The 23,779-nt window shown below is 52.4% G+C and carries 24 protein-coding genes and 1 pseudogene; 16 read left to right on the top strand and 9 right to left on the bottom strand.

Going from position 1 to position 23,779, the window contains the following annotated elements; genetic code table 11:
• The first annotated feature begins 35 nt into the window (after positions 1–35).
• Positions 36–668 (top strand): winged helix-turn-helix domain-containing protein, encoded by a 633-nt coding sequence (locus J2Z18_RS06925; RefSeq protein ID WP_210094439.1) that lies wholly within the window; start codon positions 36–38, stop codon positions 666–668.
• Positions 669–675: 7 nt separating this feature from the next.
• Positions 676–1,482 carry an MBL fold metallo-hydrolase gene (locus J2Z18_RS06920; protein ID WP_007127223.1) on the top strand — a complete coding sequence of 269 codons (807 nt, stop codon included), beginning with the start codon at positions 676–678 and terminating at the stop codon, positions 1,480–1,482.
• A 125-nt stretch (positions 1,483–1,607) separates the two neighbouring features.
• On the opposite strand, the gene speD is transcribed toward J2Z18_RS06920, so the two are convergent.
• The 3 genes from speD to J2Z18_RS06905 all read right to left on the bottom strand — a co-directional run bounded on the left by speD (position 1,608) and on the right by J2Z18_RS06905 (position 4,096).
• A complete protein-coding gene (speD, locus tag J2Z18_RS06915) occupies positions 1,608–2,414 on the bottom strand; it encodes an adenosylmethionine decarboxylase (RefSeq protein ID WP_028403751.1) in 807 nt (268 codons plus the stop codon).
• 333 nt (positions 2,415–2,747) lie between these two features.
• A complete protein-coding gene (locus J2Z18_RS06910; RefSeq protein ID WP_144867433.1) occupies positions 2,748–3,209 on the bottom strand; it encodes an SRPBCC family protein in 462 nt (153 codons plus the stop codon).
• A gap of 101 nt (positions 3,210–3,310) precedes the next feature.
• On the bottom strand, positions 3,311–4,096 hold the full coding sequence (locus J2Z18_RS06905) for an AraC family transcriptional regulator (protein WP_210094438.1): 786 nt from the start codon (positions 4,094–4,096) through the stop codon (positions 3,311–3,313).
• A gap of 366 nt (positions 4,097–4,462) precedes the next feature.
• Here J2Z18_RS06905 and recQ point away from each other — a divergent pair, with 366 nt between their 5' ends.
• From recQ to J2Z18_RS31000, 4 genes are all read left to right on the top strand, one after another.
• On the top strand, positions 4,463–6,343 hold the full coding sequence (gene recQ / locus J2Z18_RS06900) for a DNA helicase RecQ (RefSeq protein ID WP_210094437.1): 1,881 nt from the start codon (positions 4,463–4,465) through the stop codon (positions 6,341–6,343).
• Between the two features lie 89 nt (positions 6,344–6,432).
• Positions 6,433–8,232, top strand: coding sequence for a B12-binding domain-containing radical SAM protein (locus tag J2Z18_RS06895; protein WP_210094436.1), 1,800 nt, complete (start codon positions 6,433–6,435; stop codon positions 8,230–8,232).
• Between the two features lie 348 nt (positions 8,233–8,580).
• Positions 8,581–8,757 carry a hypothetical protein gene (locus J2Z18_RS06890; protein ID WP_210094435.1) on the top strand — a complete coding sequence of 59 codons (177 nt, stop codon included), beginning with the start codon at positions 8,581–8,583 and terminating at the stop codon, positions 8,755–8,757.
• Between the two features lie 143 nt (positions 8,758–8,900).
• On the top strand, positions 8,901–9,191 hold the full coding sequence (locus J2Z18_RS31000; protein WP_210094579.1) for a pentapeptide repeat-containing protein: 291 nt from the start codon (positions 8,901–8,903) through the stop codon (positions 9,189–9,191).
• On the opposite strand, the pseudogene J2Z18_RS06880 reads toward J2Z18_RS31000, so the two are convergent.
• From J2Z18_RS06880 to mnmL, 4 genes and pseudogenes are all read right to left on the bottom strand, one after another.
• Positions 9,139–10,059, bottom strand: a pseudogene (locus J2Z18_RS06880) (alpha/beta hydrolase); the annotation flags it as partial. The gene J2Z18_RS31000 and the pseudogene J2Z18_RS06880 sit on opposite strands and share 53 nt — an antisense overlap.
• A 78-nt stretch (positions 10,060–10,137) precedes the next feature.
• A complete protein-coding gene (locus tag J2Z18_RS06875; RefSeq protein WP_210094434.1) occupies positions 10,138–11,106 on the bottom strand; it encodes a type I phosphomannose isomerase catalytic subunit in 969 nt (322 codons plus the stop codon).
• Positions 11,107–11,177: 71 nt separating this feature from the next.
• A complete protein-coding gene (gene mnmM, locus J2Z18_RS06870; protein ID WP_210094433.1) occupies positions 11,178–11,768 on the bottom strand; it encodes a tRNA 5-(aminomethyl)-2-thiouridylate-methyltransferase MnmM in 591 nt (196 codons plus the stop codon).
• Entirely contained in the window at positions 11,768–12,721 is a 954-nt protein-coding gene (gene mnmL / locus J2Z18_RS06865; protein WP_144867422.1) for a tRNA modification radical SAM protein MnmL/YtqA, read from the bottom strand. The genes mnmM and mnmL overlap by 1 nt, the downstream gene beginning before the upstream one ends.
• A 332-nt stretch (positions 12,722–13,053) precedes the next feature.
• On the opposite strand from mnmL, the gene J2Z18_RS06860 reads away from it, so the two are divergent.
• Both J2Z18_RS06860 and trmB read left to right on the top strand, forming a co-directional pair.
• Complete coding sequence (locus tag J2Z18_RS06860) at positions 13,054–13,233, top strand: hypothetical protein (RefSeq protein ID WP_007127234.1); 180 nt, start codon at positions 13,054–13,056, stop codon at positions 13,231–13,233.
• Positions 13,234–13,423: 190 nt separating this feature from the next.
• Positions 13,424–14,137, top strand: a complete 714-nt coding sequence (gene trmB / locus J2Z18_RS06855; protein ID WP_210094432.1) for a tRNA (guanosine(46)-N7)-methyltransferase TrmB — start codon at positions 13,424–13,426, stop codon at positions 14,135–14,137.
• 184 nt (positions 14,138–14,321) lie between these two features.
• On the opposite strand, the gene J2Z18_RS06850 is transcribed toward trmB, so the two are convergent.
• A complete protein-coding gene (locus J2Z18_RS06850) occupies positions 14,322–15,449 on the bottom strand; it encodes an MGDG synthase family glycosyltransferase (protein WP_210094431.1) in 1,128 nt (375 codons plus the stop codon).
• Between the two features lie 674 nt (positions 15,450–16,123).
• On the opposite strand from J2Z18_RS06850, the gene J2Z18_RS06845 reads away from it, so the two are divergent.
• The 5 genes from J2Z18_RS06845 to J2Z18_RS06825 all read left to right on the top strand — a co-directional run bounded on the left by J2Z18_RS06845 (position 16,124) and on the right by J2Z18_RS06825 (position 19,265).
• Positions 16,124–17,362 carry a glycosyltransferase family 2 protein gene (locus J2Z18_RS06845; protein ID WP_007127237.1) on the top strand — a complete coding sequence of 413 codons (1,239 nt, stop codon included), beginning with the start codon at positions 16,124–16,126 and terminating at the stop codon, positions 17,360–17,362.
• Positions 17,363–17,636: 274 nt separating this feature from the next.
• Positions 17,637–18,131: a translation initiation factor IF-3 gene (infC, locus tag J2Z18_RS06840; RefSeq protein ID WP_007127238.1), complete on the top strand. Its 495-nt coding sequence runs from the start codon at positions 17,637–17,639 to the stop codon at positions 18,129–18,131.
• Between the two features lie 26 nt (positions 18,132–18,157).
• Positions 18,158–18,358 (top strand): 50S ribosomal protein L35, encoded by a 201-nt coding sequence (rpmI, locus tag J2Z18_RS06835; RefSeq protein ID WP_007127239.1) that lies wholly within the window; start codon positions 18,158–18,160, stop codon positions 18,356–18,358.
• Between the two features lie 30 nt (positions 18,359–18,388).
• Complete coding sequence (rplT, locus tag J2Z18_RS06830; RefSeq protein ID WP_007127240.1) at positions 18,389–18,748, top strand: 50S ribosomal protein L20; 360 nt, start codon at positions 18,389–18,391, stop codon at positions 18,746–18,748.
• Between the two features lie 202 nt (positions 18,749–18,950).
• Positions 18,951–19,265 carry a hypothetical protein gene (locus J2Z18_RS06825; RefSeq protein WP_007127241.1) on the top strand — a complete coding sequence of 105 codons (315 nt, stop codon included), beginning with the start codon at positions 18,951–18,953 and terminating at the stop codon, positions 19,263–19,265.
• A 3-nt stretch (positions 19,266–19,268) separates the two neighbouring features.
• Here J2Z18_RS06825 and J2Z18_RS06820 read toward each other — a convergent pair whose 3' ends face one another.
• Positions 19,269–19,715, bottom strand: coding sequence for a GNAT family N-acetyltransferase (locus J2Z18_RS06820; RefSeq protein ID WP_007127242.1), 447 nt, complete (start codon positions 19,713–19,715; stop codon positions 19,269–19,271).
• A 614-nt stretch (positions 19,716–20,329) separates the two neighbouring features.
• Between J2Z18_RS06820 and ilvB the strand changes: the two genes are divergently transcribed.
• The 3 genes from ilvB to ilvC all read left to right on the top strand — a co-directional run bounded on the left by ilvB (position 20,330) and on the right by ilvC (position 23,722).
• Entirely contained in the window at positions 20,330–22,072 is a 1,743-nt protein-coding gene (ilvB, locus tag J2Z18_RS06815; RefSeq protein ID WP_007127243.1) for a biosynthetic-type acetolactate synthase large subunit, read from the top strand.
• Between the two features lies 1 nt (position 22,073).
• Positions 22,074–22,559, top strand: a complete 486-nt coding sequence (gene ilvN, locus J2Z18_RS06810) for an acetolactate synthase small subunit (protein ID WP_007127244.1) — start codon at positions 22,074–22,076, stop codon at positions 22,557–22,559.
• Between the two features lie 170 nt (positions 22,560–22,729).
• Positions 22,730–23,722 carry a ketol-acid reductoisomerase gene (ilvC, locus tag J2Z18_RS06805; protein ID WP_007127245.1) on the top strand — a complete coding sequence of 331 codons (993 nt, stop codon included), beginning with the start codon at positions 22,730–22,732 and terminating at the stop codon, positions 23,720–23,722.
• The last annotated feature ends 57 nt before the right edge of the window (positions 23,723–23,779 follow it).

The raw sequence follows: 23,779 nt of genomic DNA, 5'->3' as shown, positions 1-23,779 counted from the left end.
TTAATTTTACCGGTAAAAAATACGGAGGTGGATAAATGGATTTTACTGCAGTCTACAAAATTTCAACGCATGAGCAGCTTAAAGCGATTGCCGATCCCTTGCGGACGAAAATGCTGATGAATCTTGTGAAAAATGAATATACCGGCCAGCAGCTGGCAGAAATGCTTGGGATTACCCGCAATAATATCTATTTTCATCTCAGGGAGCTGGAGAAGCACGGCGTTATCCGGGTTGTCCGGAAAGAGGAGAAGAACGGCATCGTTCAGAAATATTACCGGGCTGCTGCAAGCCGGTTTATTCCCGAGGAGCATCTGCTGCCCAGCCTGGATTTGGTCGAAACCTCAAGGCAGGTATTTCTTGAGACGCTCGATACTACGCGATCCCAAGTCGAGCATGCGCCAGCAGCATCCTTTGCCTTGGATCCCACCCATGAGAGCAAGAGAAAGAACATTGCCTCCACTTACAGCTTCTATGCAACGGAGGAGAGCTTCCACGCGTTTATTGAAGAATTCAAGCAGCTGATGGACAAGCATTTCACCATGCGGAATACGGAAGCAAGCGAGGCTTCGCGATCCGAAGATGAGAAAAGCTACCGGATGTCCTTGATCGCGTTTCCCGATGGAGACGAAGGGACGGACAGTCAAGAACGACAGCAGGATGGAGGATAGAATACATATGGAAAACAAGCGGCATAACATCGTCATCGATGATGCCTGGTTTACGGTATCCGAGCTGGACGAGGCGACCTATGCAATCAGTGAATTCGGCCATTGGGAAAAGGTCCACTCCTATTTGCTGCTCGGCAGTGAACGGGCAGCGCTTATCGATACGGGGCTCGGCATCGATAATATCAGGCGGATGACCGATCAGCTAACCGACCTTCCCATTATGGTGCTGACGACTCACGTTCACGCCGACCACATCGGAAGCCACGGCCAGTACGATGAAATCTACGTGCATGAGGCCGAGGAGGACTGGCTTGTCAGCGGAATCAAGAAGCTGTCGATCGAACAGATCCGGAAGGATATTTCGCGTGACATTACGAGACCGGTGCCGGCTTCATTCAATCCCGTTACGTATACACCGTACCAAGGACGCCCTACAGGTCTGCTGCGGGACGGGGACGAGATTGAATTGGGGAATCGAAGGCTGGTGATCTATCATACCCCGGGCCATTCTCCCGGACATATCGCTGTTCTCGATACGAGCAGAGGCTATCTGTTCACCGGGGATTTGCTGTATGACGAAACTCCCGTATACGCGTTCTATCCGACGACGAGTCCGGAGGATCTCGTCCGCTCATTGGAACGGATTGCGGCTATCGAAGGCGTAACGCAAATTTACGGGGGGCATAACCGGCTCGGGCTTCCTCCGGAGCTGCTGGAGGTTGTCCGGGAGGCCGCCAGGGAGCTTAAGGAGAAGGATCTGGTCCGCTTCGGGACAGGCATCCACCGCTTTGATGGATTTTCAGTACAATTCTAACGGACAAGGTTTGCGGCCAGATCAGCATGTCTCGCCGGGGCAATTGCCTTGGCAATGCAGCACAAATAGCCTCCGGCAGATATGCTGTTCATCTGCCGGAGGCTTTTTTAGGTGAAGAGAAGGGCTCAATCCATATTTTTGCCGTAGTAAATTTCGTTCATTTCGAGCGTCAATCGCTCGGTAATTTCCTTCTGCTCTTGAGGGGACAGCTTGTCTTTCGTGTATCCGAACAAGTAGTTATCCAGGTCGAATTGCTTCAGCTTGCATTTGGTGTGGAACAGATTCTCCTGGTACACGTTGACGTCGATCATATCGAACATCTCTTTGACCTCGTCCGGGATATAGTTCTGGATCGAGCTGATCTCATGGTCGATAAACAGCTTATGGCCGTGAATATCGCGAGTGAAGCCGCGGATTTTGTAGTCGATGGTCATGATATCCGTATCGAAGGAGTGGATCAAATAATTCAGCGCTTTCAGCGGCGATATTTCGCCGCAGGTGGACACGTCGATATCGGCGCGGAAGGTGCTGATGCCTTCATCCGGATGGAATTCGGGGTACGTATGCACGGTAATATGGCTCTTGTCGAGCTGAAGCATCACGTTGTCCGGCAGCGGACCCGGTGATTCATCATATGATTCCTCGGGGACCTCGACGACCGGGCCTTCGGATACCAGGACCGTTACGCTGGCCCCCTGCGGAACGTAATCCTGCTTGGCGATGTTCAGCACATGCGCGCCGATGATATCGGCGACATGGCTTAGAATTTTCGTCAGCCGGTCGGCATTATACTGCTCGTCAATGTATTCGAGATAAGCCTCCCGCTCCTCCCTCGTTTTCGTATAGCATACATCGTACATATTGAAGCTGAGAGATTTGGTCAGGTTGTTGAAGCCATGTAAGGTGACACGCTGTTCCGGTGTAATATCCATATGAATTTCCCCTTGTGATTGATATATCAGGTTCGTGTTATTCTTTCCCATCATGACGATTCCTAGTCGATGCTTCGGGATGTCGCCAGATATCATGATGTTCTTACCCGAATTAAGGCGGGGAGTAACAAAAGGATTGGATGAGGGGATTAAATTTGGGCCCCTTGTGGAGCGGAATTTCCATAACGCGAAAAGAAGGATACCTTGCGGTCGCAAAGTATCCTTCTATGGTAGGGGATGTTTTGAAGATACGCTTGCAAGATGAACCTTTGGTTTGCTGCCAAAGCTATCTTGATTTCCCCAAAATTATCCCCCAATTATTCGCTCCTGAAGCTATTGGCAGCAGAGAAGGCCCTGTCCCGATTCCATGCGGGATTTCAGGCTTGCGAGCATATCCTCCCACGCTTTAACATGCCACGACCTCGCTGCTTGCCAGTCGGCAGAGTCCTTCCAGCCATGATGCTTAAGCGTTACCCGTGTCTCTTCCGTCTCTTGGGCGAGAATGACTTCAACCCAAGTAAGCTCATCGCTGCGGTTCATGATGTCCGCAAACGGATCGGGCCCTTTCCATTCAAAAGCTAACGTGTGCGGCTCCTGATACTTCAGGATAGTGCATCCGGTTGTGCTCATGCTGCTTTTATCCCCGGGGTTGAAGTAAAGCTCGAATTTTCCTCCCTCCCGGGCTTCAATATCGGCTGCCGGCGCAAACCATTCCGTAATGCGTGCAGATTCCGTCCACGCGCGCCATACGAGCGTTATGTCAGCCTGGATCTGTGCTTCCTGCGTGATGATCATATCCACTTCTCCTCCATTCAACCGGTAACCCTGACAACGGATTTATCCTAATACATTCCTCTTCGTCCCATTATAACGGGGAAAATCGGAGGGGAATTCTTCTACTTTGCTGAGTTGCTCCGGTCCTTTTCGAACAGCAGCAGCGGCAAATTCACGACGATGGGCGGATCATACGGCTGGGGCTCCCTAAGCGTGATGGCCACGCTAATATCCGTCGTTTCATTGATATGAACAGGCGTGTCCAGCTTGCCTCGCAGCGAATGGTTCAGCAAATAGTAGTCCTTCGGATTCAGGCTCCACGGAATACCGGCTGCCAGTACGTAATATGTGCCTGGAGGAATCCCGGTAATGACGCAGGTTCTCCGCTTCAGGTTAACGGCGGTGCCGGCGGCGGGTTTCTGATCAGGTACAGGTCTTGGGAAGAGCCCCACGTAGATGATGCCGTGAAAAGCAGAAGGGGCCTCGATCCGGCAATGAACCCGCGGCAGTCTCCCCGATTTTTCGTCTTTGAAGCTGAGCGGCTTATGTCTATATTGATTGACATATTGATGAAGGGACTCGGAGACGGAACGGAATTTGCTCGGAGAGAGACCGACAAATTGCTTGAAACGCGTATTGAAGGTGCCCGGGCTTGTAAGTCCGACATGCATCCCGATCTTGACCAGCAGGGAGGGGGCTTTCAGCAGCTCCGATTTGCCGGATTCAACCCGGAGGGCGGATAGATATTGCCTTACCGATATGCCCGTGGCTTTTTTGAATATTCTTGAAAAATGAAACGGACTATACCCCGCCTGATCCGCCAGCTGCCGGGTAGTTAAAGGCTCGTCCAGATGCTCCTTCATATATTGGATGGCTTGGGCAATGATTTCGCCATGCTCTTCGTTCATTTTGTAGAATCACCAACTTTTGATGATAAGATTTGCGAGACCCGTCATGACAGACCGATGCCTAGTTTTCTGATGATCTACTATCTTCTTTAACCCCCATGCTTTTTCCTGCCTGATCCGGTTGCCCATTCATTGAAACACCGTTAAACTTAAAGGATGGTATGTTTGTTAACGGTCGGCAGCCGCTCGAACCCCTGCCCGGTAAGAAGGACGCGATCATGCGGCTTCAGCTTACACGGTGCGATCTCTTCCCTGTGGGAACGGTTCGTGGTCCGGGGCATGCCAAAGATGGCAATCGATCCAGCTCGATCGGGCGACAGGACGAATAAATTAGTTGCAAAGTAGTGATATAAGGAGTTTTTATCCATGAATGTGGAAACGAATGATAGAGAATCCATGAATATGGACGCCGCTCGGGAGTACCTACAGCGGTATTATGGTTATCCGGATTTTCGGGAAGGGCAGAAGAAGATCGTGGACAGCCTGCTGCACGGAAGGGATACGCTCGGCATTATGCCGACCGGCGGCGGAAAATCCATCTGCTACCAAATTCCTGCCCTGATGCATCCGGGGCTGACGCTTGTCATCTCGCCTCTGATATCCTTGATGAAGGACCAGGTGGATGCATTGACGACGGCGGGCATCAACGCCGCTTACATCAACAGTACGCTGAGCGGCAAAGAAGTGAACGAGCGCATTCGCGCGGCCAAGCGGGGGGATTTGAAGCTGCTGTACGTCGCGCCGGAACGGCTTGAGCTGGACTGGTTCCGGGAGGAAATGGCCAGCCTGGATATCTCCATCGTCGCCGTAGACGAGGCGCACTGTGTGTCTCAGTGGGGGCATGACTTCCGGACAAGCTATCTTTCAGTTGCGCCATTTGTCGCGGAGCTGCCCGGAAGGCCGATTGTTGCGGCATTCACGGCAACGGCCACACCGGAGGTCATGGAGGATATGCAGCGTCTTCTCCGCCTAGATGACCCGCAGGTATTCGTTACAGGGCTTGGCCGCGACAATCTTGAAATGTCGGTGCTGCGCGGGGAGAATAAGCGGGAGTTCGTACTGAATTACGCGGCTTCGCACACCCACCAGCCGGGCATCATCTACGCGGCCACCCGCAAAGAGGTCGATGATCTGTGTCAACGGCTGCAGGCCCATGGATTGCTCGCAGGCCGGTACCATGCCGGGATGAGCGATGCCGAGCGGGCCGAGAGCCAGGAAGCGTTCCTGTATGACGATATTCGGGTGATCGTCGCCACGAATGCGTTCGGCATGGGGATCGACAAATCGAATGTGCGTTACGTTATCCATTACAATATGCCGAAAAATATGGAGTCCTACGTGCAGGAGGCGGGCCGTGCGGGAAGGGACGGCGAGCCGAGCCAGTGCATCCTGCTGTTCAGCGCGCAGGACATCATGACCCAGAAGTTTCTGATCGAACAGAACCCGCAGGATTCGGAGCGCAAGCATAATGAATACCGCAAGTTACAGCAAATGATCGATTACTGCTATACAACGCGCTGCCTGCGCAGTGCCATGCTGGATTATTTTGGGGAGGAGCACGACGATAAGCCGTGCGGCACATGCAGCTCCTGCACGGACGATCGGGAGCTGATCGATATTACCGTGGATGCGCAGAAGATCTTCTCCTGCATTCATCGGATGCGCGAGCGGTTTGGCGTGTCTATGGTGGCAGCGGTTTTAAAGGGCTCACGTGCCAAAAAGGTTCTGGAATACGGCTTTGACCGCCTGCCCACCTATGGCGTCATGTCGAATCGAACCGAGAAGGAAATATCCGAGACGATCAATGTGCTCATCTCGGAGGGCTATTTGGCGCTGACAGAGGGACAATATCCGGTCGTGAAGCTGCAGAGCGGGGCTGCTGAAGTGCTCAAGGGCCAGCGCGAGGTCATGCAGCGCGTGCCGAGACCTGCACGCACCGCCGGCAGCACGCGCAGCGCCAGCCGCCGCGATTCATCGCCATCGGCGGTCAACGAGACGGTGTTCGAGCAGCTTCGCCTCATCCGGCGGGAGTTGGCGAGCAAGGAGCATGTACCTTCCTACATCATTTTCAATGATGCAACGCTGCGCGAAATGAGCGTGGTCTGCCCGCAGACCGAGGACGAAATGCTGCAGGTCAAAGGTGTAGGGGAAGTGAAATTCCGCAAGTACGGTCGGCCGTTTCTGGAGTTTTTTCAAAATGGCCCGGGGGTTACGGCGGAAAGTGATGACTTGTATGATTATGAGTGAGAGGCAGTCGCAATCCCTGCGATGAAGAGGCGTTAGACCTGCGGATCGCTCGCTGCCTGTACGGAATTTGAAGAGAAGGATCGTGAATCATGAAAGTCATTTTATCTACCTTGAACGCAAAATATATACACACATCTCTTGCCATACGCTGCTTGAAGGCTTACAGCGAGAAGGATTTTGATATCGAACTGGCGGAATACACCATTAAGGACCCGGTTATGAACATCGTCTCCGACCTGTTTCAGCGCCAACCGGATGTGATCGGATTTTCCTGTTATATTTGGAACATCGAAGAGACCATTAAAGTGATTGATATCGTCAAGAAGATTATGCCCGAGGTTACGATCGTTCTCGGCGGACCGGAAGTTTCCTACGATACGGATTATTGGATGAAGCGGCTCGTTAACGTCGATTTTATCGTCATGGGCGAAGGGGAGGAGACGTTCCACCATTTGCTTCAGACGATCGAAGGGGACCGCAAATTCCATTTTGTGTACGGCATCGCTTATCGCAAGCAGGATGAGGTCATCATCAATCCCGGCAGGCCGAAAAGCATACTGGCCGAGCTGCCCTCGCCGCACCGCTTTCCGGAGGACATTCCGCATCTCGGCAAACGGGTGGTGTATTTTGAGACGAGCCGGGGTTGTCCTTTCAGCTGCCAGTTCTGTCTTTCGAGCATCGAGGTCGGCGTGCGTTATTATGATATTGAGCGGACGAAGGCCGACATTTTGTATCTGATCGAGAATGGCGCGAAGCTCATCAAGTTCGTGGACCGGACCTTTAACATTAAACGGGATTATGCGCTGGAAATGTTCGAGTTCCTCATCAAGAACCACGGCGGCTGCGTGTTCCAGTTCGAGATTACGGCCGATATTATGAGGCCGGAGGTGCTCGACTACTTGTCGAAGAATGCGCCGCCAGGCATATTCCGCTTCGAGATCGGCGTTCAATCCACGAACGATCCGACGAACGAGCTGGTGAAGCGGCGGCAGAACTTTGCGAAGCTGTCCCGGACGGTAACGATGATCAAGGAAAGCGGCAAGATTGACCAGCATCTGGATCTGATTGCAGGCCTGCCGCTGGAGGACTATGATACCTTCCGTAAAACCTTTAATGATGTGTTCGCCTTGGGGCCAGAGGAGCTGCAGCTGGGCTTTTTGAAGATGCTTCGAGGAACGGGGCTCCGCATTGATGCCGAGAAATATAACTATACGTACATGGATCATGCGCCATACGAAATTTTGAGCAGCGATGTGCTGCCCTTCTCGGATATCGTACGATTAAAGCGGCTGGAGGATGTGCTGGAGAAGTATTGGAACGCGCACCGGATGGACCACACGGTCAACTACTTAATCCGGCACGAATTTGCTTCTCCATTCGATTTCTTCCAGGAGTTTGGAGATTATTGGGAGGGCCAGGGCTGGCAAAAAATCGGCCATCAGCTCGAGGACCTGTTCACCCGCTTGACGGCTTTTTTGGAAGATCGCCAAACGCCGAACATGGACATCATTACCGGGCTGATGAAATTCGATTATTTCCTGGGCCATAAGTATAAGCCGCGTAAAATATGGTGGGAGCACACGCAAAATAAAGCGGAGTGGTCGGCCAACGTACGGCGGATCCTGGAGCAGCCAACCGAGCTGTCTGACGGCTTCGCCGAGCTTGGCATTACGGAGAGAGAGCTGCAGAAGCATGCAATGATCGAGCTGCTGCCCTTCGACCTACAGGATGTTATCCGCGGCGGCGGGACCGGTATCCCGCTCGACCGGGAGCAAGGGCGTGCAGCCACGCTGCTGCTCGTGCTGTACCAGCAGGATGATCGCGGCCAGCCGCGGTATTTCACGATGCCGCTGGCGGGGGCGGCTGCAGGCGGGGAGCTCCTTGGTTAAAGGAGCTCCGGGAAAAGAGAATAAGGCGCCTGGAGCGCGAACAAGTCCCTGTTCGGGACGTGTGTGGAGAAAAGCGGCGAACGAGTCCCCATTAGGGTCTTATATGAGCTCCAAGGTAACCTGCAGAAACCTCAAGTGGTTAAAATCAAATAGTTTTCAGGTAACTGTATCTCCTCATAGACTAGGTAACGATCAGTGACTGTAAATTCTCATTAATAGGTAACTGTCACTCCTCAAACAGGTTAACGGTGTGCCCCTTTCTAGAGAGTTGATGCTGCTACAGTATAATTCGATCCGATAATCGGTACGCTAGTGGCATAATACGATGAAAAAGGAGGGGGACTCGGGATGAACGAAAAGCAAGAGCGCCGTCCTGATCAAAGCACCCAAGAGGAGCCGACCATCGCCCCAGGCATGGAAACGAATGATGATTTGCGCGAGGAGGCCACCGACGAGGAGATCCAACGGGGCGATTATACGGAAGTCACCCAGTTCGTCATTGACCGAACTCCGGATGACGAGTAAATATAGTCTAAATTGCATTTGCGAGGTTACTGGATAGACGCTCAAGTTGCACTTCGCGTTATAGCAAAAGGGATGCCCCTGGTCCATGGACCAATAGGCATCCCTTTTTTACATTCGCTTTCAACTACCCATGACGACCATCGATTCCACTGCCGAGTTCAATCAAGCGTCTTTGGGGGGCGCGTCTGCTGAACTCTTGTCTTCGGCACTCGCGTCTTTCGCAAGCGCGTTTTCGCTGCGCGCGTCTTTGGGGCTCACGTTTTCGGTACGCGTGTCTTCAGCACTCGTGTCTGATGCATTCGCGTCTTCAGCACTCGCATCACTCGCGTCCCTCACATTGGCGTCTTCGATACTTGCAGCATCCCCAAGGGTGTCTGCAGGCGTATGCCGCTCCAACCAGTCCAGCAGATTCGCGGCGACTTCATCCCGGTTGATCTCATGCAGCATTTCGTGACGGCCGCCGGGATACAGCCGGTATTCCAGGTCCGCAATGCCGTATTCCCGATACAGCTCGATAAGCTGCCGGACGCCCTTGCCGCGCTGACCGACCGGGTCCTCCTCGCCGGAGAAGACATAGACCGGCTTATCCTTGCGGAGCCCTTTCATCAGCTGTGGCTTGTGGAGCTGCAGCAGCAGCCGGAAGAAATCCCGGAAGAAACGGGCGCTGCATACTTGCCCGCAATAGGGGTCGTCAATGTATTTGTCGACCTCGGTCTCGTCCCGGGACAGCCAGTCAAATGGGGTGCGGATAACGCCAAAGCCCTTGTTGTAGGGCCCGAACACGATGGCATTCAGCATTAAGCTGCGGTGGGTGCTGCCCTGAAGGCGCATCTGCGCCGATGCAAGCTGAATCCCGAGCCGCAGCATCTTCTGGGGCCCGTTCGTGCCGGAGAGGATGAAGCCGTCGAAACGATCGCCGTGAATGCACATGATTTTCTGGGTGAGGAAGGAGCCCATGCTGTGCCCCATTAAGAACAGAGGCAGGCCCGGGTATTCCTTCCGAAGCTCGGAAGCGAGCAGCAGCTGATCCTCAATCATGCCTTCGAACCCATTCTCTCCGGCGTCGCCGAGATGCTCGAGGTTCCCGGCCGTCAGCCCGTGCCCCCGGTGGTCGTTCGCGTATACCGCAAATCCGTGGCCGGTAAGCAAGGCAGCGAGCTCCTCATAGCGCTTGCCGGTTTCACACATGCCGTGGGCGATCTGGACGACTGCCCGAATCCGGGTCTCGCTGTCCGGAAGCCATTTATATACATGGATCGGCATGGCTTCAGCATTCAACATGGTAAACGATTCGCTTTGCATCTAGGACTTGCACCTCCATACAGACAATAATTTACCTTCCATTGCCTCGTATGTCTTTGATGAATGGAGCCGTGCTGCTTAAGGAAGATAGGAACGAAGAACCGTGGATTCCCCGTCCAGGGTGTAAGTCCCCAGGTTAGCAGGGAGCAGGAAGCATTGGCCGGACGTATAGTCGATCGAGCCCCCGTCCCAACGCAGGATTCCCTTTCCGTCACAGACGACGATAATGGTAAAGCTGTCCTCGGATGTCGAGAGCTCCCATGCTCCGTTAACGACGCCTTTCTCCACGATGAAGTATGGCGATTGCGCGAGCTGGAGCCATTCCCCCGGAACAGCGCCTTCCGTGCTCATTTTCGTGGCCCCTGATCCTTCATAGGCTGTGACATTGAGGGAATCCTCAATGTGAAGCTCGCGCGGCTTGCCGTCGAGCCCTGGACGGTTGTAGTCGTAAATCCGATAGGTGGTATCCGAATTTTGTTGGATCTCCGCGACCACAACCCCTGCGCACAGGGCATGAACGGTGCCTGCCGGTATGTAGAACGTATCGCCGGCTTTCACGGGCACCTCTTGAAGCTGCTCCATGACGGTGCCGTTTTCCATCGCTTCCTTCAGAACGTCGCGGGTAACGCCTTCCTTCAGACCGTAAATGATCTTGGCGTCCGGCTTTGCATCAAGCACATACCACATTTCCGTCTTGCCGAGTTCTCCCTTCGGAAGACCTTCGTAATCATCGGTCGGATGTACCTGTACGGACAGATTGTCGTTGCAGTCAAGGAGCTTGATCAAGAGCGGGAAACGTCCGTTCACTTCGGAAAAGCCTTTCGCGCCGAACCATTCGCGTCCGAGCTGTTCGCGGATCTGGTCGAGGCCGCGGCCAGCCAGCTCACCGTTTACGATCGTAGTCGTGCCGTTCGGATGGTCCGCGATCATCCAGCCTTCGCCGATATGCCCTTCGGGAAGCTCCAGGCCGAACTGCTCCAGCGCGCGGCCGCCCCATACACGCTCTTTAAATTCGGGTTGAAACAATAGTGGATAAGGTTTCGTCATTGTTAATCAACTGCCTTTCATCATGATGGTATTGATGGTTGATAAAATGGTTGTGCCTCATTGAACTCTTATCATAACGGCTTTTTTCGTTCCAGCGCAATAAGATATGGCGCATCCGGCCGCTGCAGTCCCCGGTACACGATCGTCTGAGCCGTGCTCCATGGCAGGCTTGCGGCCCAGTCCTCAACAGCGGCGGCCTCCGTGTCGCCGCCCCGGTGGCCGGGATACAGCACGATGGTGATGATGCCGCCGGGCCGCAGCAGCTGCAAGGAAGACTCAAGAGCGGCAATGGTGCTTTCAGGCACAGTCATAATCTGCTTATCTGCCGTGTCTGCCGGGAGATAGCCTAGATTAAACATGACGGCTCCGATCCGGCCATGAAGCTGCTCGGGAACGCAGCTATTCATGCGGGCATGGCTTTCAAGGCGCAGTGATACCTCTCCAATGGATGCTTGAGGCTCCTTGGCAAGCCTGCTGCGCGTCAGCTCCAGTGCTTCCTCTTGAATATCGAAGGCGTATACTTTGCCTTTCGAGCCGACGCAGCGTGCCAGAAACAGGGTGTCGGCGCCCGTACCGGCTGTGGCATCCAGCGCAGCCTCCCCCGCCCGAAGCCGCTCCGACACGAGCTTATGCGCAAAGCTCAACACGGAAAGGAAACCCATTACGCATCCCTCCACAGCTTGCCCTGCCATGTATCCCGGCGTTTCAGCTCGGCATCGATGCCGTTGAGAACCGGCCATTTGTCGAGGCTCCACATCGGCCCGATGAGCAGCTCCCGCGGCGCGTCCCCGGTCAGGCGGTGGATGATCATCTCAGGCGGCAGGAATTCCAGCGTGTCGACGATCAAATTCACGTACTCGTCACGTTCAAGGAATCGCAGCAATCCAGCTTCATACTGCTTCACCATCGGGGTTTTGCGCATCAGGTGCAGCAGATGGATTTTGATGCCCTGGACATCCATCTTTGAGACCGCCTTGCCGGTAGCAAGCATCATTTCATGGTCCTCCTGCGGAAGACCGTAGATGATATGGGTGCACACACGGATGTTATGCTTACGCAGCTTCTCAACGGCCCTGAGGTAGCATTCGGTGTCATGGGCGCGGTTGATCAGCTCGGAAGTTGAGTCGTGAATGGTCTGCAGCCCCATCTCCACCCATAGATAAGTTCGTTCGTTCAGCTCGGCCAAATATTCGATGACATCGTCAGGCAGGCAGTCCGGGCGCGTTGCGATCGACAATCCAACCACGCCGGGCTGCTTAAGGATCACTTCATAATATTCGCGAAGCACTTCGACCGGAGCATAGGTGTTGGTGTAGGCCTGAAAGTACCCGATGTACTTCGCGTTCGGCCATTTCAGATGCTGTCTGTCCCGGATCGTATTGAACTGGGTGACCAGGTCATCCCGACGGCTCCCGGCAAAATCGCCGGATCCGCGTGCGCTGCAGAAGGTGCAGCCGCCCTTGGCAATCGTTCCGTCGCGGTTGGGACAAGTAAAGCCGGCATCCAGCATGACCTTGAACACTTTGTCCTGGAATTGGCTGCGCATCTCGTAATTCCATGTATGAAATCGTTTATCCCCCCATAATCTTGGGGTCTGAATCACTGTTGTACTCATCGCTTCTCCTTTACAGCACATCGATGGGCTGAATACGTTGTAAGCAGCTAAGGCCAGGCCCCGGGATTTCTCCAAAAGGATACGGGCTTTTTCGGCTGCTTTTTCTTTGATTTGCGGCTTACGTCTATTGTAGCAAAAAACAGCCTTTATCGTCATATGGGGGTCTTACAGCCTAATTCTTCATTGTTACTTGAATGGGCCTCCCTTAGTTGGTATATTTAAATTAGAAAAATAAATATCTGTTTCAGGCTGTTTTGGTACGGGTATATATACGGAGAGGATTCATATTTGTAAGACGTCATGGATACAATAATACCGTGAGGTGATTGCGAATGAATTCATCGACAGTGAAGTCTGACAGAGATAAAATCGCTGTGGAACTTACCCCGAATGAAGCTTTGGCTCTGACCGGCGTGGAATTTAACGCCGACCATGATGTGAAGGCTTCGGCACAACGTAAAATTCGGGCCGCCTTTGAGAAGACATTTGATTTTCAAGCACAGGAAAGGTAAATATTTCACAGTTTAACTACCGCGGAACCCCAATTCCAATATAAGAAAGAGGAACCTGTTTCTTTTCCGAGAGGGAAAGATAGGGTTCCTTTTTCTATTGGCTCTTTACTTTTGGCTGTAACTTCGTCACAATAATGCAGTATCGGGATATGACGTCCCAATTCATTGGACAAGCTTGTGGAGGTATGTGATGCGTTTGCGCGGGAGAAAAGGTATTCGGGAAAATCTGGAGCAGCAGGAAGACCTGGTCGTTTTGGACCCCGGTCAATATAGAGGAAAGTGGGCCGAGCTGTTCGGCAACGATCTTCCGATCCATGTCGAATTTGGCATGGGCAAAGGCCAGTTCATCAGTCAGATGAGCTATAAGCACCGGAATGTCAATTTTATCGGCGTCGATATGTACGACGAGCTGATCCGTCGTGCAAGCGAGAAGGGCCGGGGCGTATGGGCTTCGGAGGGAGTGGATACCCCGCCGAACTTGAAGCTGGCGCTGTTAAATATCGAGAACGTCGAGCAGGCTTTCGCTCCGGGAGAGATCGAACGGATTTATTTGAATTTCAGCGATCCGTGGCCTAAATCGAGACATGCGCGCCGCCGTTTGACGCATCCTCGGTTCCTGGATAAATATAAGGTGATTTTGAACGACAGAGGCCAGATTCACTTTAAGACGGACTCGGTCACGCTGTTCGAATTTTCGTTGAATGCTTTCGCGGATTACGGTTTGCAGATGACTAATATTTCCTTGGATTTACACCGCGACGGGTTGAACGAAGAGCATGTGATGACCGAATACGAGACGAAGTTTGTCGGGCAGGGGATGAAGATTCATCGCTGCGAGGTCCTTATGGGGGAAGCAGCGCTTGAAAGCTATCGACCGAACCGGCTGGAGAAATACGGAAAATAGTAGAAGGCGCAATGCCAGCTCCGTGTACTTCCTATGATAACGGTTACACGACTAATTATAATAGTAGAAAAAGATCGAACTTGCACCGATTCACATCCGGATCCTCGGGAAAATGGTCGATTATGCAGCTTCGTGCGGCATGGGATGGAAACGCGGTTTGTCAAAAAAAGGTGTACTCCAATTTCTAGGAGTACACCTTTTCATTTTCAAGCATGTCGATGATGCTTTTCGCGCTTTGCATGGGATGAAACCGCTCGATGTCCTTCAAATTTCGCTCCCGCTGTTCCTGGATGCGGTCGTATTGGTGGAGCAGCATGTTCATCCATTTGCCGATGACCTCAAGCGAGGTAATCGGCTCCCCAAGGCCTTGAGCCGTAAAATATTGGCAATTCTCTTCCTCCTGTCCGGGAAGCGGCTGATGAAACAGCATCGGAATGCCTTTGGCCAGCCCTTCCGTACAGGTCATTCCGCCAGGCTTCGTGACGAGCAGATCGGACACTTCCATCAGCTTGTCAATTTCGCGGGTAAAGCCCAGCAGCCGGATATTCGGGTGCTGGAAGCGCGGGTTGGCTTCCATCTCCTCCCGGGCCTTGTCATTGTTTCCAAGGCAGAAGATAATCTGGACTTGCCTGCTCCACCGGGTCAAATATTCGTTAACGACCTCGTCGTTCATAATGCCCCAGCCGCCGCCCATAACGAGAACGGTCGGCATATCGGACAGATTGAAGCGCTCGCGGATTTCATCCTTGCTTGGATGCGTCCAGAAGTCGGGGTGGATCGGAATGCCGGTCACCTGGATTTTCGCCTGGGAGACGCCGCGGTTCAGCAGCTTTCTCTTCACTTCCGGCGTCGAGACGAAGTAGCGGTCGACTTCCGGACTGATCCACGTATCATGGGCATCGTAATCGGTAATAACGGTACACAGAGGCACATCGGTGCCCAGCCGCTTCAAACGGGATATCACCGCGCTTGGAATGAAGTGCGTGCACACGATGATGTCGGGCCGAAGCGCCCTTACCACGTTCTTGGTGCTTGTATAGAAAATCCGGTGCAGCGCTAAAGCGGTAAACCGGTTAAAGGACTTCTGATGGCGGTACATGTACCCTACGAGTCTCGGGCGTGTCGTGATCGTCTTCCTGTAAGCCGAAATGATCAACGGAGCGATCTTGGGGTTTAGGAAGCTTCCGAGCTCTAGTACCTTCGTTTGTACGCTAGGGGACAATTGGCGCAGGCTGCTGGAGAGTGCGTGGGCGGCCTGCGTATGACCGGCACCAAACCCTTCAGATAACAGCAAGACTCTTTTTTTAGCCACTACTTTTCACCCGTTCTGCAGCGTTATTCTTTAACTTTAACATATCGGCTTTAGGAAGAGAATGCAACTATTTCCGGCTGCTATGAGGAGGGACTATGGTCCCGGATCAAGAAATCAATGCTGCCATGCGCTGCCGCATCCTGCTTGCTACTTAAGCCACTTGACGGCGATGCGGATTTTGTAGAAAAGAAGGGTCTGCGGACTTTTGACTTCGGTAAAAGGAGCCGCTACAATGATTCAAACGGACAGCAAAAAGTTTATTTAAAGAAAAGAGCGTGATGAATCAAAACTTTTTGGTTGTCTGTTACGTTTATTCATTGGCGGACAAGTTTGCGGTAAAAAAATTAGGCGGCCAAAAGAAATAAAAAGCAAGAAAACAGATGAAAATAAGAACTAAAGCCGTTTGAAACGAAGTTTGCTGCCACGCTGGACCGCAAGCTGAGCTCTTTTACGAAGTTTTTCGGTAAATTAGAGCATTCCACGCTTTTGACAAAAGATACGAAAGTGTGGAAAATCGTGTATGACGTGCGAAAAGCAGCCCCGCGGCACCGAGGCTAAGATCTAGAAAAGACACAAGACAAAAGTCAACAGGGTCATAAGAGCAAGAAAAAACATGTAGAGAGAAAAAAACACAACACATTCTCGGGTTATAAAAAAGGGGGTAACGGAGAATCATGACAGACGCCATCTTTATCGCGCTCCAATTATTTTTGGCCGCGGTGGGTGTGTACCAGTTCGTATTCTCTTTGTTTGGTCTGATCAAGAGAAAGAAGAAAAAGCACTTTGCACCGAATAAATCCTTTGCAGTCCTTGTGGCTGCACACAACGAAGAGCAGGTTGTCGGGGCTCTTATGGAGAACCTGAAGCAGCTCAATTATCCGAAGGAACTGTACGATGTATTCGTCATCTGCGACAACTGTACAGACCGCACAGCCGACATCGTCCGTTCGCATGGGATGAATGCGTGCGTGCGCACGAATCAAAATCTTCGCGGGAAAGGGTATGCCATCGAGTGGATGCTCAAAGAGCTCTGGGCGATGCCTCGTCAGTACGATGCGGTCGTCATGTTTGACGCCGACAATCTGGCGGATCCGAATTTCCTGATTGAAATGAATAACGACCTTTGCTCGGGAGCGAAGGTCATCCAGGGATATATCGACACCAAGAACCCTGAGGATTCCTGGATCACGGCCGCTTACGGCGTATCCTACTGGTATATCAACCGTCTGTGGCAGCTGTCCCGCCACAATTTGAATATGGCCAATTTCCTTGGCGGCACCGGCATGTGCTTCGAGACCAATCTCCTGAAGGAGATGGGCTGGGGAGCTACGAGCTTGGTGGAGGACTTGGAGTTTACGATGCGCAGCGTGATGCGCGGCGTATATCCGAAGTTCAACTATGACGCCAAAGTGTTCGACGAAAAGCCGCTGACGTTCAAGGCTTCGGCCAGGCAGCGTCTGCGCTGGATGCAGGGTCACTTTACGGTTGCCCGTCGTTATTTCTTCCCGCTGCTGTGGCGTGCCATTAAGGAGCGCAGCCTCGTGAAGCTCGACTTGGCGCTGTATGGGGTCAACGTGTATATCGTCCTGCTGACGTTCGTGCTGACCGCCATCATTTGGGTCGATAATTCGTTCTTTGACGGTCCGAATATCGCGAACCTGTACGGGCATTTGCCGATCTGGCTGAGCTTTACGGCGATTGCGGCGAACGTGTTCACCTTCATGATCGCAATGATCCTGGAGAAGGTGAAGTTCAAGAAGGTATACCTGTACCTCGTCCTGTTCCCGATCTATCTGCTGTCTTGGTATCCGATTACCGTCTATGCCTTCTTCACGCAGAACAACAAAACATGGAGTCATACCGAGCATACACGTGTCGTTCGGCTTGAGGAAGTACAGAGCAAGCAAGGTTAATTAAATTTTGCGAGCAGTGTTGACATAGTCCAGTGTACTTGTTATACTGTTCTAGTCTTTGTAACAGAATATTCTGATTGCAAGTAGAAGCACCGCTTCTCACCTGACCGACATAGGTTGGCTGGTTTGATCACGAAATCAATGAATGGATTAAGTTTCATTTTTGAATGAGTTATCAAATAGGGATGTCGGTGGTTGAACCGTCATCCCTTTATTTTTTTGCAAGCAGGAATCACAAGTTATCTGGAGGTGGAGGACTATCAGTAAGGAACATATGATCAATGACGAGATTCGGGCCAAGGAAGTACGTTTGGTCGGCCCGGAGGGTGAACAGATCGGGATCAAGCCGATTCGTGAAGCACTGCAGATGGCAATTGATCTCAATCTGGATCTGGTGAACGTGGCCCCTCAGGCGAAACCGCCGGTATGCCGCATCATGGACTACGGTAAATTCCGCTATGAGCAGCAGAAGAAAGAGAAGGAAGCGCGCAAGAACCAGAAGATCGTGGATATCAAGGAAGTATGGTTCCGGGCCAACATTGAGGAGCATGATTTCCAGACCAAGCTCCGCAATGTCGTTAAGTTTTTGAAGGACGGCGATAAAGTGAAATGCTCCGTGCGTTTCCGCGGTCGTGAAATCACCCATGCGAACATCGGCCAGAAGATTCTGGAGCGCGTGAAGACGGAAGTGGCGGACCTCTGCGTCGTCGAACGTCAGCCGAAGCTGGAAGGCCGCAGCATGATTATGATTTTGGCTCCTAAAGCCTAAGAGAAATTAGAGGAGGAAGTACAACAATGCCTAAAATGAAAACACACAGCAGCCTGAAAGGCCGCTTCAAGATTACTGGTACGGGTAAAGTTAAACGTTACAAAGCTTACAAAAACCACTTGCTGTCCCACAAATCCAAGCGTGCGAAGCGCGTATTGTCCAATAGCCCAGTAATGGCGCCTGGAGATGTTAAACGTTTGAAGCAAGGTCTGGCTAACTTGAAATAGTAAACAACATTTATTGGGAGGTCTTTTGATATGGCACGAGTTAAAGGCGGATTTGTCGTTCGTCGTCGACATAAAAAAGTATTGAAGCTTGCTAAAGGTTATTTTGGTTCCAAACACCGTATTTTTAAAACTGCAAACGAGCAGGTTATGAAATCCCTCGTTTATGCATACCGGGATCGCCGTCAAACGAAGCGCAATTTCCGTAAATTGTGGATCGTTCGTATTAACGCGGCTGCTCGCCAAAACGGTCTGTCCTACAGCAAAATGATGCATGGCCTGAAGCTTGCTGGCGTGGATATCAACCGCAAAATGCTGGCTGATTTGGCTGTGAACGATCTGAACGCATTCAACTCTTTGGCAACCGTTGCTAAAGAAAAAGTGAACGCTTAATACTACATGTATGAAGACCGCCGAATTATTCGGCGGTTTCTTTGCGTATATCAGGATATCTTAAGGATTCGGCAATGCTGGTTAATTCGGTATCTTTATACATGAAATCGCCGTCTATATTTGCTGTTTAGGGCCATGAAACAGGCAAGCCTCCCCCTTCCGGAATAGATTGAAATGTATATTACCTCAAGGAGGGATTTTCATGGAAAAGCCTGTCAACAAGGCGAAACTGAAGTCGTATGTGGGCAAGCGGATTGTTGCGTATAAGAAAGACGGAACTATGGTGACAGGCAAATTGGTTAAGGTATCCGGGAGCCGTCTGTTCGTTGAACCGGGCGGCAAGCAGGTAAAGACCAAAGCCATCGTTCCTCTCGTGCTGTTCGACTTGCTTGCGATCGGCACCGCGCCTTACGCTTACGGCGGGTATCCCGGATATGGGGGATATCCCGGATATGGCGGATTCTACGGCCCTGGTTACGGCGGGTTTGGCGGACCGTTCGGCGGATTCTTCTGGTAAAGACTAGGGATACCACACTTTTTCCATTTCGTAGCATTGGCTGGTTGAGATGATTCGGGTTACCGTATAACCGAGCTTTCTGTAAAAGGCGAGCCCGCCCCGGTTCCCGACGTCTACCATCACCTTCGCTCGCTTGCAACCGCGGGATACAGCGAAACGTTCGGCATGCTCCATCAGGCGGATGCCCCATTGCTTTCGCTGTACGGCGGGTGCGACGGCCAGCATATCGATATACAGCAGCTCGCCATGCACCAGGAAGTGGATGAAGGCGAGGACTCGATCCTCCTGTCCGGCTGCAACCAGGGTTACGCCGCGCCGTAATCGGGCAGGGATATCTTTGCGAATCGCATGGATCTCCTTCGGGCTCATATGGGAAAGAGGGACGAGCTCGGATTCGATCAGCTGCAGAATCATGACGTCATCCTGCCCGGGTTTCCAGTAGCGGATCATCGTTATTTCTCTCCCTTCTCTCGCCGAGGTTTGCTGCTCAATTTATCATATGTACCAGGCTCTGGGAGCGTGTTTTGCGGCAATGGCCGGAAGCTTCGAATTGCGTAGTGAATGAAAACCTCTCATGCGAAGTAAAATAAATGTGTTGACTTCTGGATTGGAACGATCATATAATGTTTCTAAACATTTTAACGAATATATCCAATCGGCAATGATGAGGACGAAGTTTAAAGGGCTCTTTTGCTCAGAGAGTGGATGGATCTGCTGAAACCACCACCAAAATCCCTTTTATACGAGCTCACCTCGGAGCTGTTTTCCTGAAAGATGCTAGGCTATGACTTTACCGCATTAAGTCGTAACAGCATTTATTAGGGAAAATCGTGTAAGTCCACGTTACGGACTGCAGATATTGAAGAGCTGGTGTTATGCGAGAGCCTTCATACCTGCTGAGGCTTTACACTGCGAGGTGTAGAGCAAACATGGGTGGTACCACGGAAGCCAGAACCTTTCGTCCCTCACACGGAGATAATCCGGGTGTGGAGACGGAAGGTTTTTTTGTTGCTTGGATCATGGTGGAAATTAGAGCATGCCAATATTTGAGAGGAGGATGACTGATGAGCGCGCAAACTCCAGAAGTGCGGTCTACAGAACAATTACGTGAGAAATGGATGAAGCCTGAAGTGATTACCGGATCGGAAATCTTGCTTCGGAGTCTTCTGCTCGAAGGTGTCGAGTGCGTTTTCGGATATCCGGGCGGAGCCGTCCTGTATATCTACGATGCAATGTATGGTTTTGAGGATTTCAACCATGTCTTGACTCGTCACGAGCAAGGCGCCATCCATGCAGCCGACGGATATGCCCGGGCAAGCGGTAAAGTAGGTGTATGTATCGCGACCTCGGGACCGGGGGCAACGAACCTCGTAACCGGGATTGCAACAGCCTATATGGATTCTGTTCCGCTCGTTGTCATTACCGGTAACGTAGCAACGACGCTGATCGGAACGGATGCCTTCCAGGAAGCGGATATTACAGGCATCACGATGCCGATCACCAAACACAGCTATCTGGTGCGGAATGTCGAAGATCTGCCGCGGATCATCCACGAGGCCTTCCACATCGCGTCCACGGGACGTAAAGGGCCGGTGCTGATCGATATTCCGAAGGACGTATCGGCGGCAACGACGCTGTTCAAGCCGGAAGATACCGTCCACCTGCGGGGCTATAACCCGCGAACGGTACCGAATCGTCTGCAGCTCGACAAGCTGGCCCGCGCGATCGAGGATGCCGAGCGTCCAATGATTCTTGCCGGCGGCGGCGTCATATACTCCGGCGCACACGAAGGGCTGCTGGAATTCGTCAACAAGACGGGCATTCCGATCACGACGACGCTGCTCGGGCTGGGCGGATTCCCGACGGGACACGAGCTCTGGACGGGCATGCCGGGCATGCATGGCACGTACACGTCGAACCAGGCCATTCAACAATCCGACCTGCTGATCAGTATCGGAGCGAGATTCGATGATCGCGTTACCGGCAAACTGAACGGATTTGCACCGAATGCCAAAATTGCTCATATTGACATCGATCCGGCGGAGATCGGCAAGAACGTGCCAACCGATATCCCGATTGTCGGGGATGTCAAAACCGTGCTTGAAATGCTGAATCCGCTCGTCGGATACGCAGGCAAGGCGGATGCTTGGAGAGACCAGATCGGCAAGTGGAAGGCGGAATATCCGTACCGCTACGTGGATTCGGATACCGTACTCAAGCCGCAGTGGGTTATCGAAATGCTGAACGAGACGACCAAGGGCGAAGCGATCGTAACGACGGACGTCGGACAGCACCAGATGTGGGCGGCCCAGTATTACAAATTCAACCAGCCGCGTTCATGGATCACCTCCGGCGGCCTCGGCACGATGGGCTTCGGATTCCCTTCCGCCATCGGCGCCCAAATGGCCCATCCCGACCGGCTCGTCATCTCGATCAACGGGGACGGCGGCATGCAGATGTGCTCCCAGGAGCTTGCGATCTGCGCCATCAACAACATTCCGGTCAAAATCGTGGTCATCAACAACCAGGTGCTTGGCATGGTTCGCCAATGGCAGGAGCTGATCTACGACAACCGTTACAGCCACATCGATCTGGCGGGCAGCCCGGATTTCGTCAAGCTTGCTGAAGCTTACGGTGTGAAAGGTCTTCGCGCCACGACGAAAGACGAAGCGCACCGCGCTTGGGCCGAAGCGATGGAAACGCCGGGACCGGTGCTCGTCGAGTTCGTGGTCGAGAAAGGCGAGAACGTGTATCCGATGGTACCGCAAGGGTCGACGATCGATCAAATGCTGATGGGGGATGCGTAAGATGAGTACAAAACATACCATTGCCGTACTAGTAAACGACCAGCCGGGTGTCCTGCAGCGGGTTTCGGGACTGTTTGGCCGCAGAGGCTTCAACATCGAGAGCATTACCGTGGGGCAATCGGAGGAGCAGGGGCTGTCGCGGATGGTTATCGTGACGACAGGAGATGACACGACGCTGGAGCAGATCGAGAAGCAGCTATACAAGCTGATCGATGTCATCAAAGTCATCAACCTGAGCTCCAAGCCGATGGTTGCAAGGGAGCTTGCCCTGATCAAGGTCAAGGCGGAGCCTTCCGCCAGACCTGAAATCATGGGCGTTGTCGAGACCTTCCGGGCTTCGGTCGTTGACATCGGTACCACCAATCTGATGGTTCAGGTTGTTGGCGATACCGTGAAGATCGATGCGATGATCGAGCTGCTGAAGCCTTACGGGATCCAGGAGCTGTCCCGGACCGGGGTTACCGCGATGATTCGCGGTAATGCGTAATCATCCGTTCGCTTTTTGATGCTTTTCGCTTCTGAGCTTCAAACCATCAATATCAGCAGACACCTGCATGGCATGAGCGGGTGTTTCAGCAGACCGGGCCACTAAGCCGGGTCGATTGAAATACCCGCTCATCATGAAGGGTCTTTAAAATTAAAGGAGGACTTATCCAAATGGCAGTTACTACTTATTATGAACAAGATGCAGAGCTTAGCGTACTTAAGGACAAAACGATCGCGGTAATCGGCTACGGCAGCCAAGGGCATGCCCAAGCGCAGAACCTGCGTGACAGCGGTCTCCAAGTGGTGATCGGTCTTCGTGAAGGAAAATCCTTCGACAAGGCGAAAAACGACGGGTTCGAGGTGCTTTCTGTAGCGGAGGCTGTAAGCCGTGCGGATGTCGTTCAAATCCTCATGCCGGACGAAACGCAAGCGTCGGTGTACAAGAATGACATCGAGCCGAACCTGAAAAAGGGTGCAGCTCTGATGTTCTCCCATGGCTTCAACGTTCATTTCGGCCAAATCGTGGCTCCTAAAGACAACGACGTCCTGCTCGTAGCTCCTAAATCCCCGGGCCACATGGTTCGCCGCACGTATGTTGAGGGCTTCGGCGTACCTGGATTGATCGCGATCGAGAAGGACGCGACCGGACAAGCTAAGGCAATCGGCCTTGCTTATGCTAAAGGTATCGGCTGTACCCGTGCAGGCGTTATCGAAACATCCTTCCGCGAAGAAACCGAAACCGATCTGTTCGGTGAGCAGGCTGTACTGTGCGGCGGCGTATCCGCGCTGATCAAAGCGGGTTTCGAAACGCTTACAGAAGCCGGTTATGCTCCGGAAATGGCTTACTTCGAGTGTCTGCATGAACTGAAGCTGATCGTCGACATGATCTATGAAGGCGGACTTGCGAACATGCGCGACTCCATCAGTAACACTGCGGAATACGGCGACTACGTAACAGGCCCACGTATCGTTACCGACGAAACGAAGAAAGCGATGAAGGAAGTATTGTCCGATATTCAACAGGGTAAATTCGCACGCGACTTTATTCTCGAGAACCAATCCGGCCGTGCATTCCTGACGGCTACTCGCCGCAACGAGTCCGAGCACCAGCTTGAAGTCGTTGGCGCTCAGCTTCGTGAAATGATGCATTGGATCAAGAAATAAGAAGATTCAATGTCATTAGAAGATTCTATGGCTTCCAGCCTTTTCTACGGGACGGGT

Source organism: Paenibacillus lactis, assembly GCF_017873605.1.
In the GTDB taxonomy this organism is placed as follows: domain Bacteria; phylum Bacillota; class Bacilli; order Paenibacillales; family Paenibacillaceae; genus Paenibacillus_AQ; species Paenibacillus_AQ lactis.
The sequence above is the reverse complement of the archived record's forward strand: the minus strand, read 5'-3'. Positions and strand labels throughout refer to the sequence as shown.

Coding starts and splice junctions, on each gene's coding strand:
- ilvC (WP_007127245.1), top strand. CDS start 22,730: ATGGCAGTTACTACTTATTATGAACAAGATGCAGAGCTTAGCGTACTT.
- recQ (WP_210094437.1), top strand. CDS start 4,463: ATGAATGTGGAAACGAATGATAGAGAATCCATGAATATGGACGCCGCT.
- J2Z18_RS06845 (WP_007127237.1), top strand. CDS start 16,124: ATGACAGACGCCATCTTTATCGCGCTCCAATTATTTTTGGCCGCGGTG.
- speD (WP_028403751.1), bottom strand. CDS start 2,414: ATGGATATTACACCGGAACAGCGTGTCACCTTACATGGCTTCAACAAC.
- J2Z18_RS06890 (WP_210094435.1), top strand. CDS start 8,581: ATGAACGAAAAGCAAGAGCGCCGTCCTGATCAAAGCACCCAAGAGGAG.
- trmB (WP_210094432.1), top strand. CDS start 13,424: ATGCGTTTGCGCGGGAGAAAAGGTATTCGGGAAAATCTGGAGCAGCAG.
- J2Z18_RS06920 (WP_007127223.1), top strand. CDS start 676: ATGGAAAACAAGCGGCATAACATCGTCATCGATGATGCCTGGTTTACG.
- rplT (WP_007127240.1), top strand. CDS start 18,389: ATGGCACGAGTTAAAGGCGGATTTGTCGTTCGTCGTCGACATAAAAAA.
- rpmI (WP_007127239.1), top strand. CDS start 18,158: ATGCCTAAAATGAAAACACACAGCAGCCTGAAAGGCCGCTTCAAGATT.
- J2Z18_RS06895 (WP_210094436.1), top strand. CDS start 6,433: ATGAAAGTCATTTTATCTACCTTGAACGCAAAATATATACACACATCT.
- J2Z18_RS06925 (WP_210094439.1), top strand. CDS start 36: ATGGATTTTACTGCAGTCTACAAAATTTCAACGCATGAGCAGCTTAAA.
- J2Z18_RS06875 (WP_210094434.1), bottom strand. CDS start 11,106: ATGACGAAACCTTATCCACTATTGTTTCAACCCGAATTTAAAGAGCGT.
- ilvN (WP_007127244.1), top strand. CDS start 22,074: ATGAGTACAAAACATACCATTGCCGTACTAGTAAACGACCAGCCGGGT.
- J2Z18_RS06910 (WP_144867433.1), bottom strand. CDS start 3,209: ATGATCATCACGCAGGAAGCACAGATCCAGGCTGACATAACGCTCGTA.
- J2Z18_RS06825 (WP_007127241.1), top strand. CDS start 18,951: ATGGAAAAGCCTGTCAACAAGGCGAAACTGAAGTCGTATGTGGGCAAG.
- J2Z18_RS06820 (WP_007127242.1), bottom strand. CDS start 19,715: ATGATCCGCTACTGGAAACCCGGGCAGGATGACGTCATGATTCTGCAG.
- J2Z18_RS06860 (WP_007127234.1), top strand. CDS start 13,054: ATGAATTCATCGACAGTGAAGTCTGACAGAGATAAAATCGCTGTGGAA.
- J2Z18_RS06905 (WP_210094438.1), bottom strand. CDS start 4,096: ATGAACGAAGAGCATGGCGAAATCATTGCCCAAGCCATCCAATATATG.
- mnmL (WP_144867422.1), bottom strand. CDS start 12,721: ATGAGTACAACAGTGATTCAGACCCCAAGATTATGGGGGGATAAACGA.
- ilvB (WP_007127243.1), top strand. CDS start 20,330: ATGAGCGCGCAAACTCCAGAAGTGCGGTCTACAGAACAATTACGTGAG.
- infC (WP_007127238.1), top strand. CDS start 17,637: ATGATCAATGACGAGATTCGGGCCAAGGAAGTACGTTTGGTCGGCCCG.
- mnmM (WP_210094433.1), bottom strand. CDS start 11,768: ATGGGTTTCCTTTCCGTGTTGAGCTTTGCGCATAAGCTCGTGTCGGAG.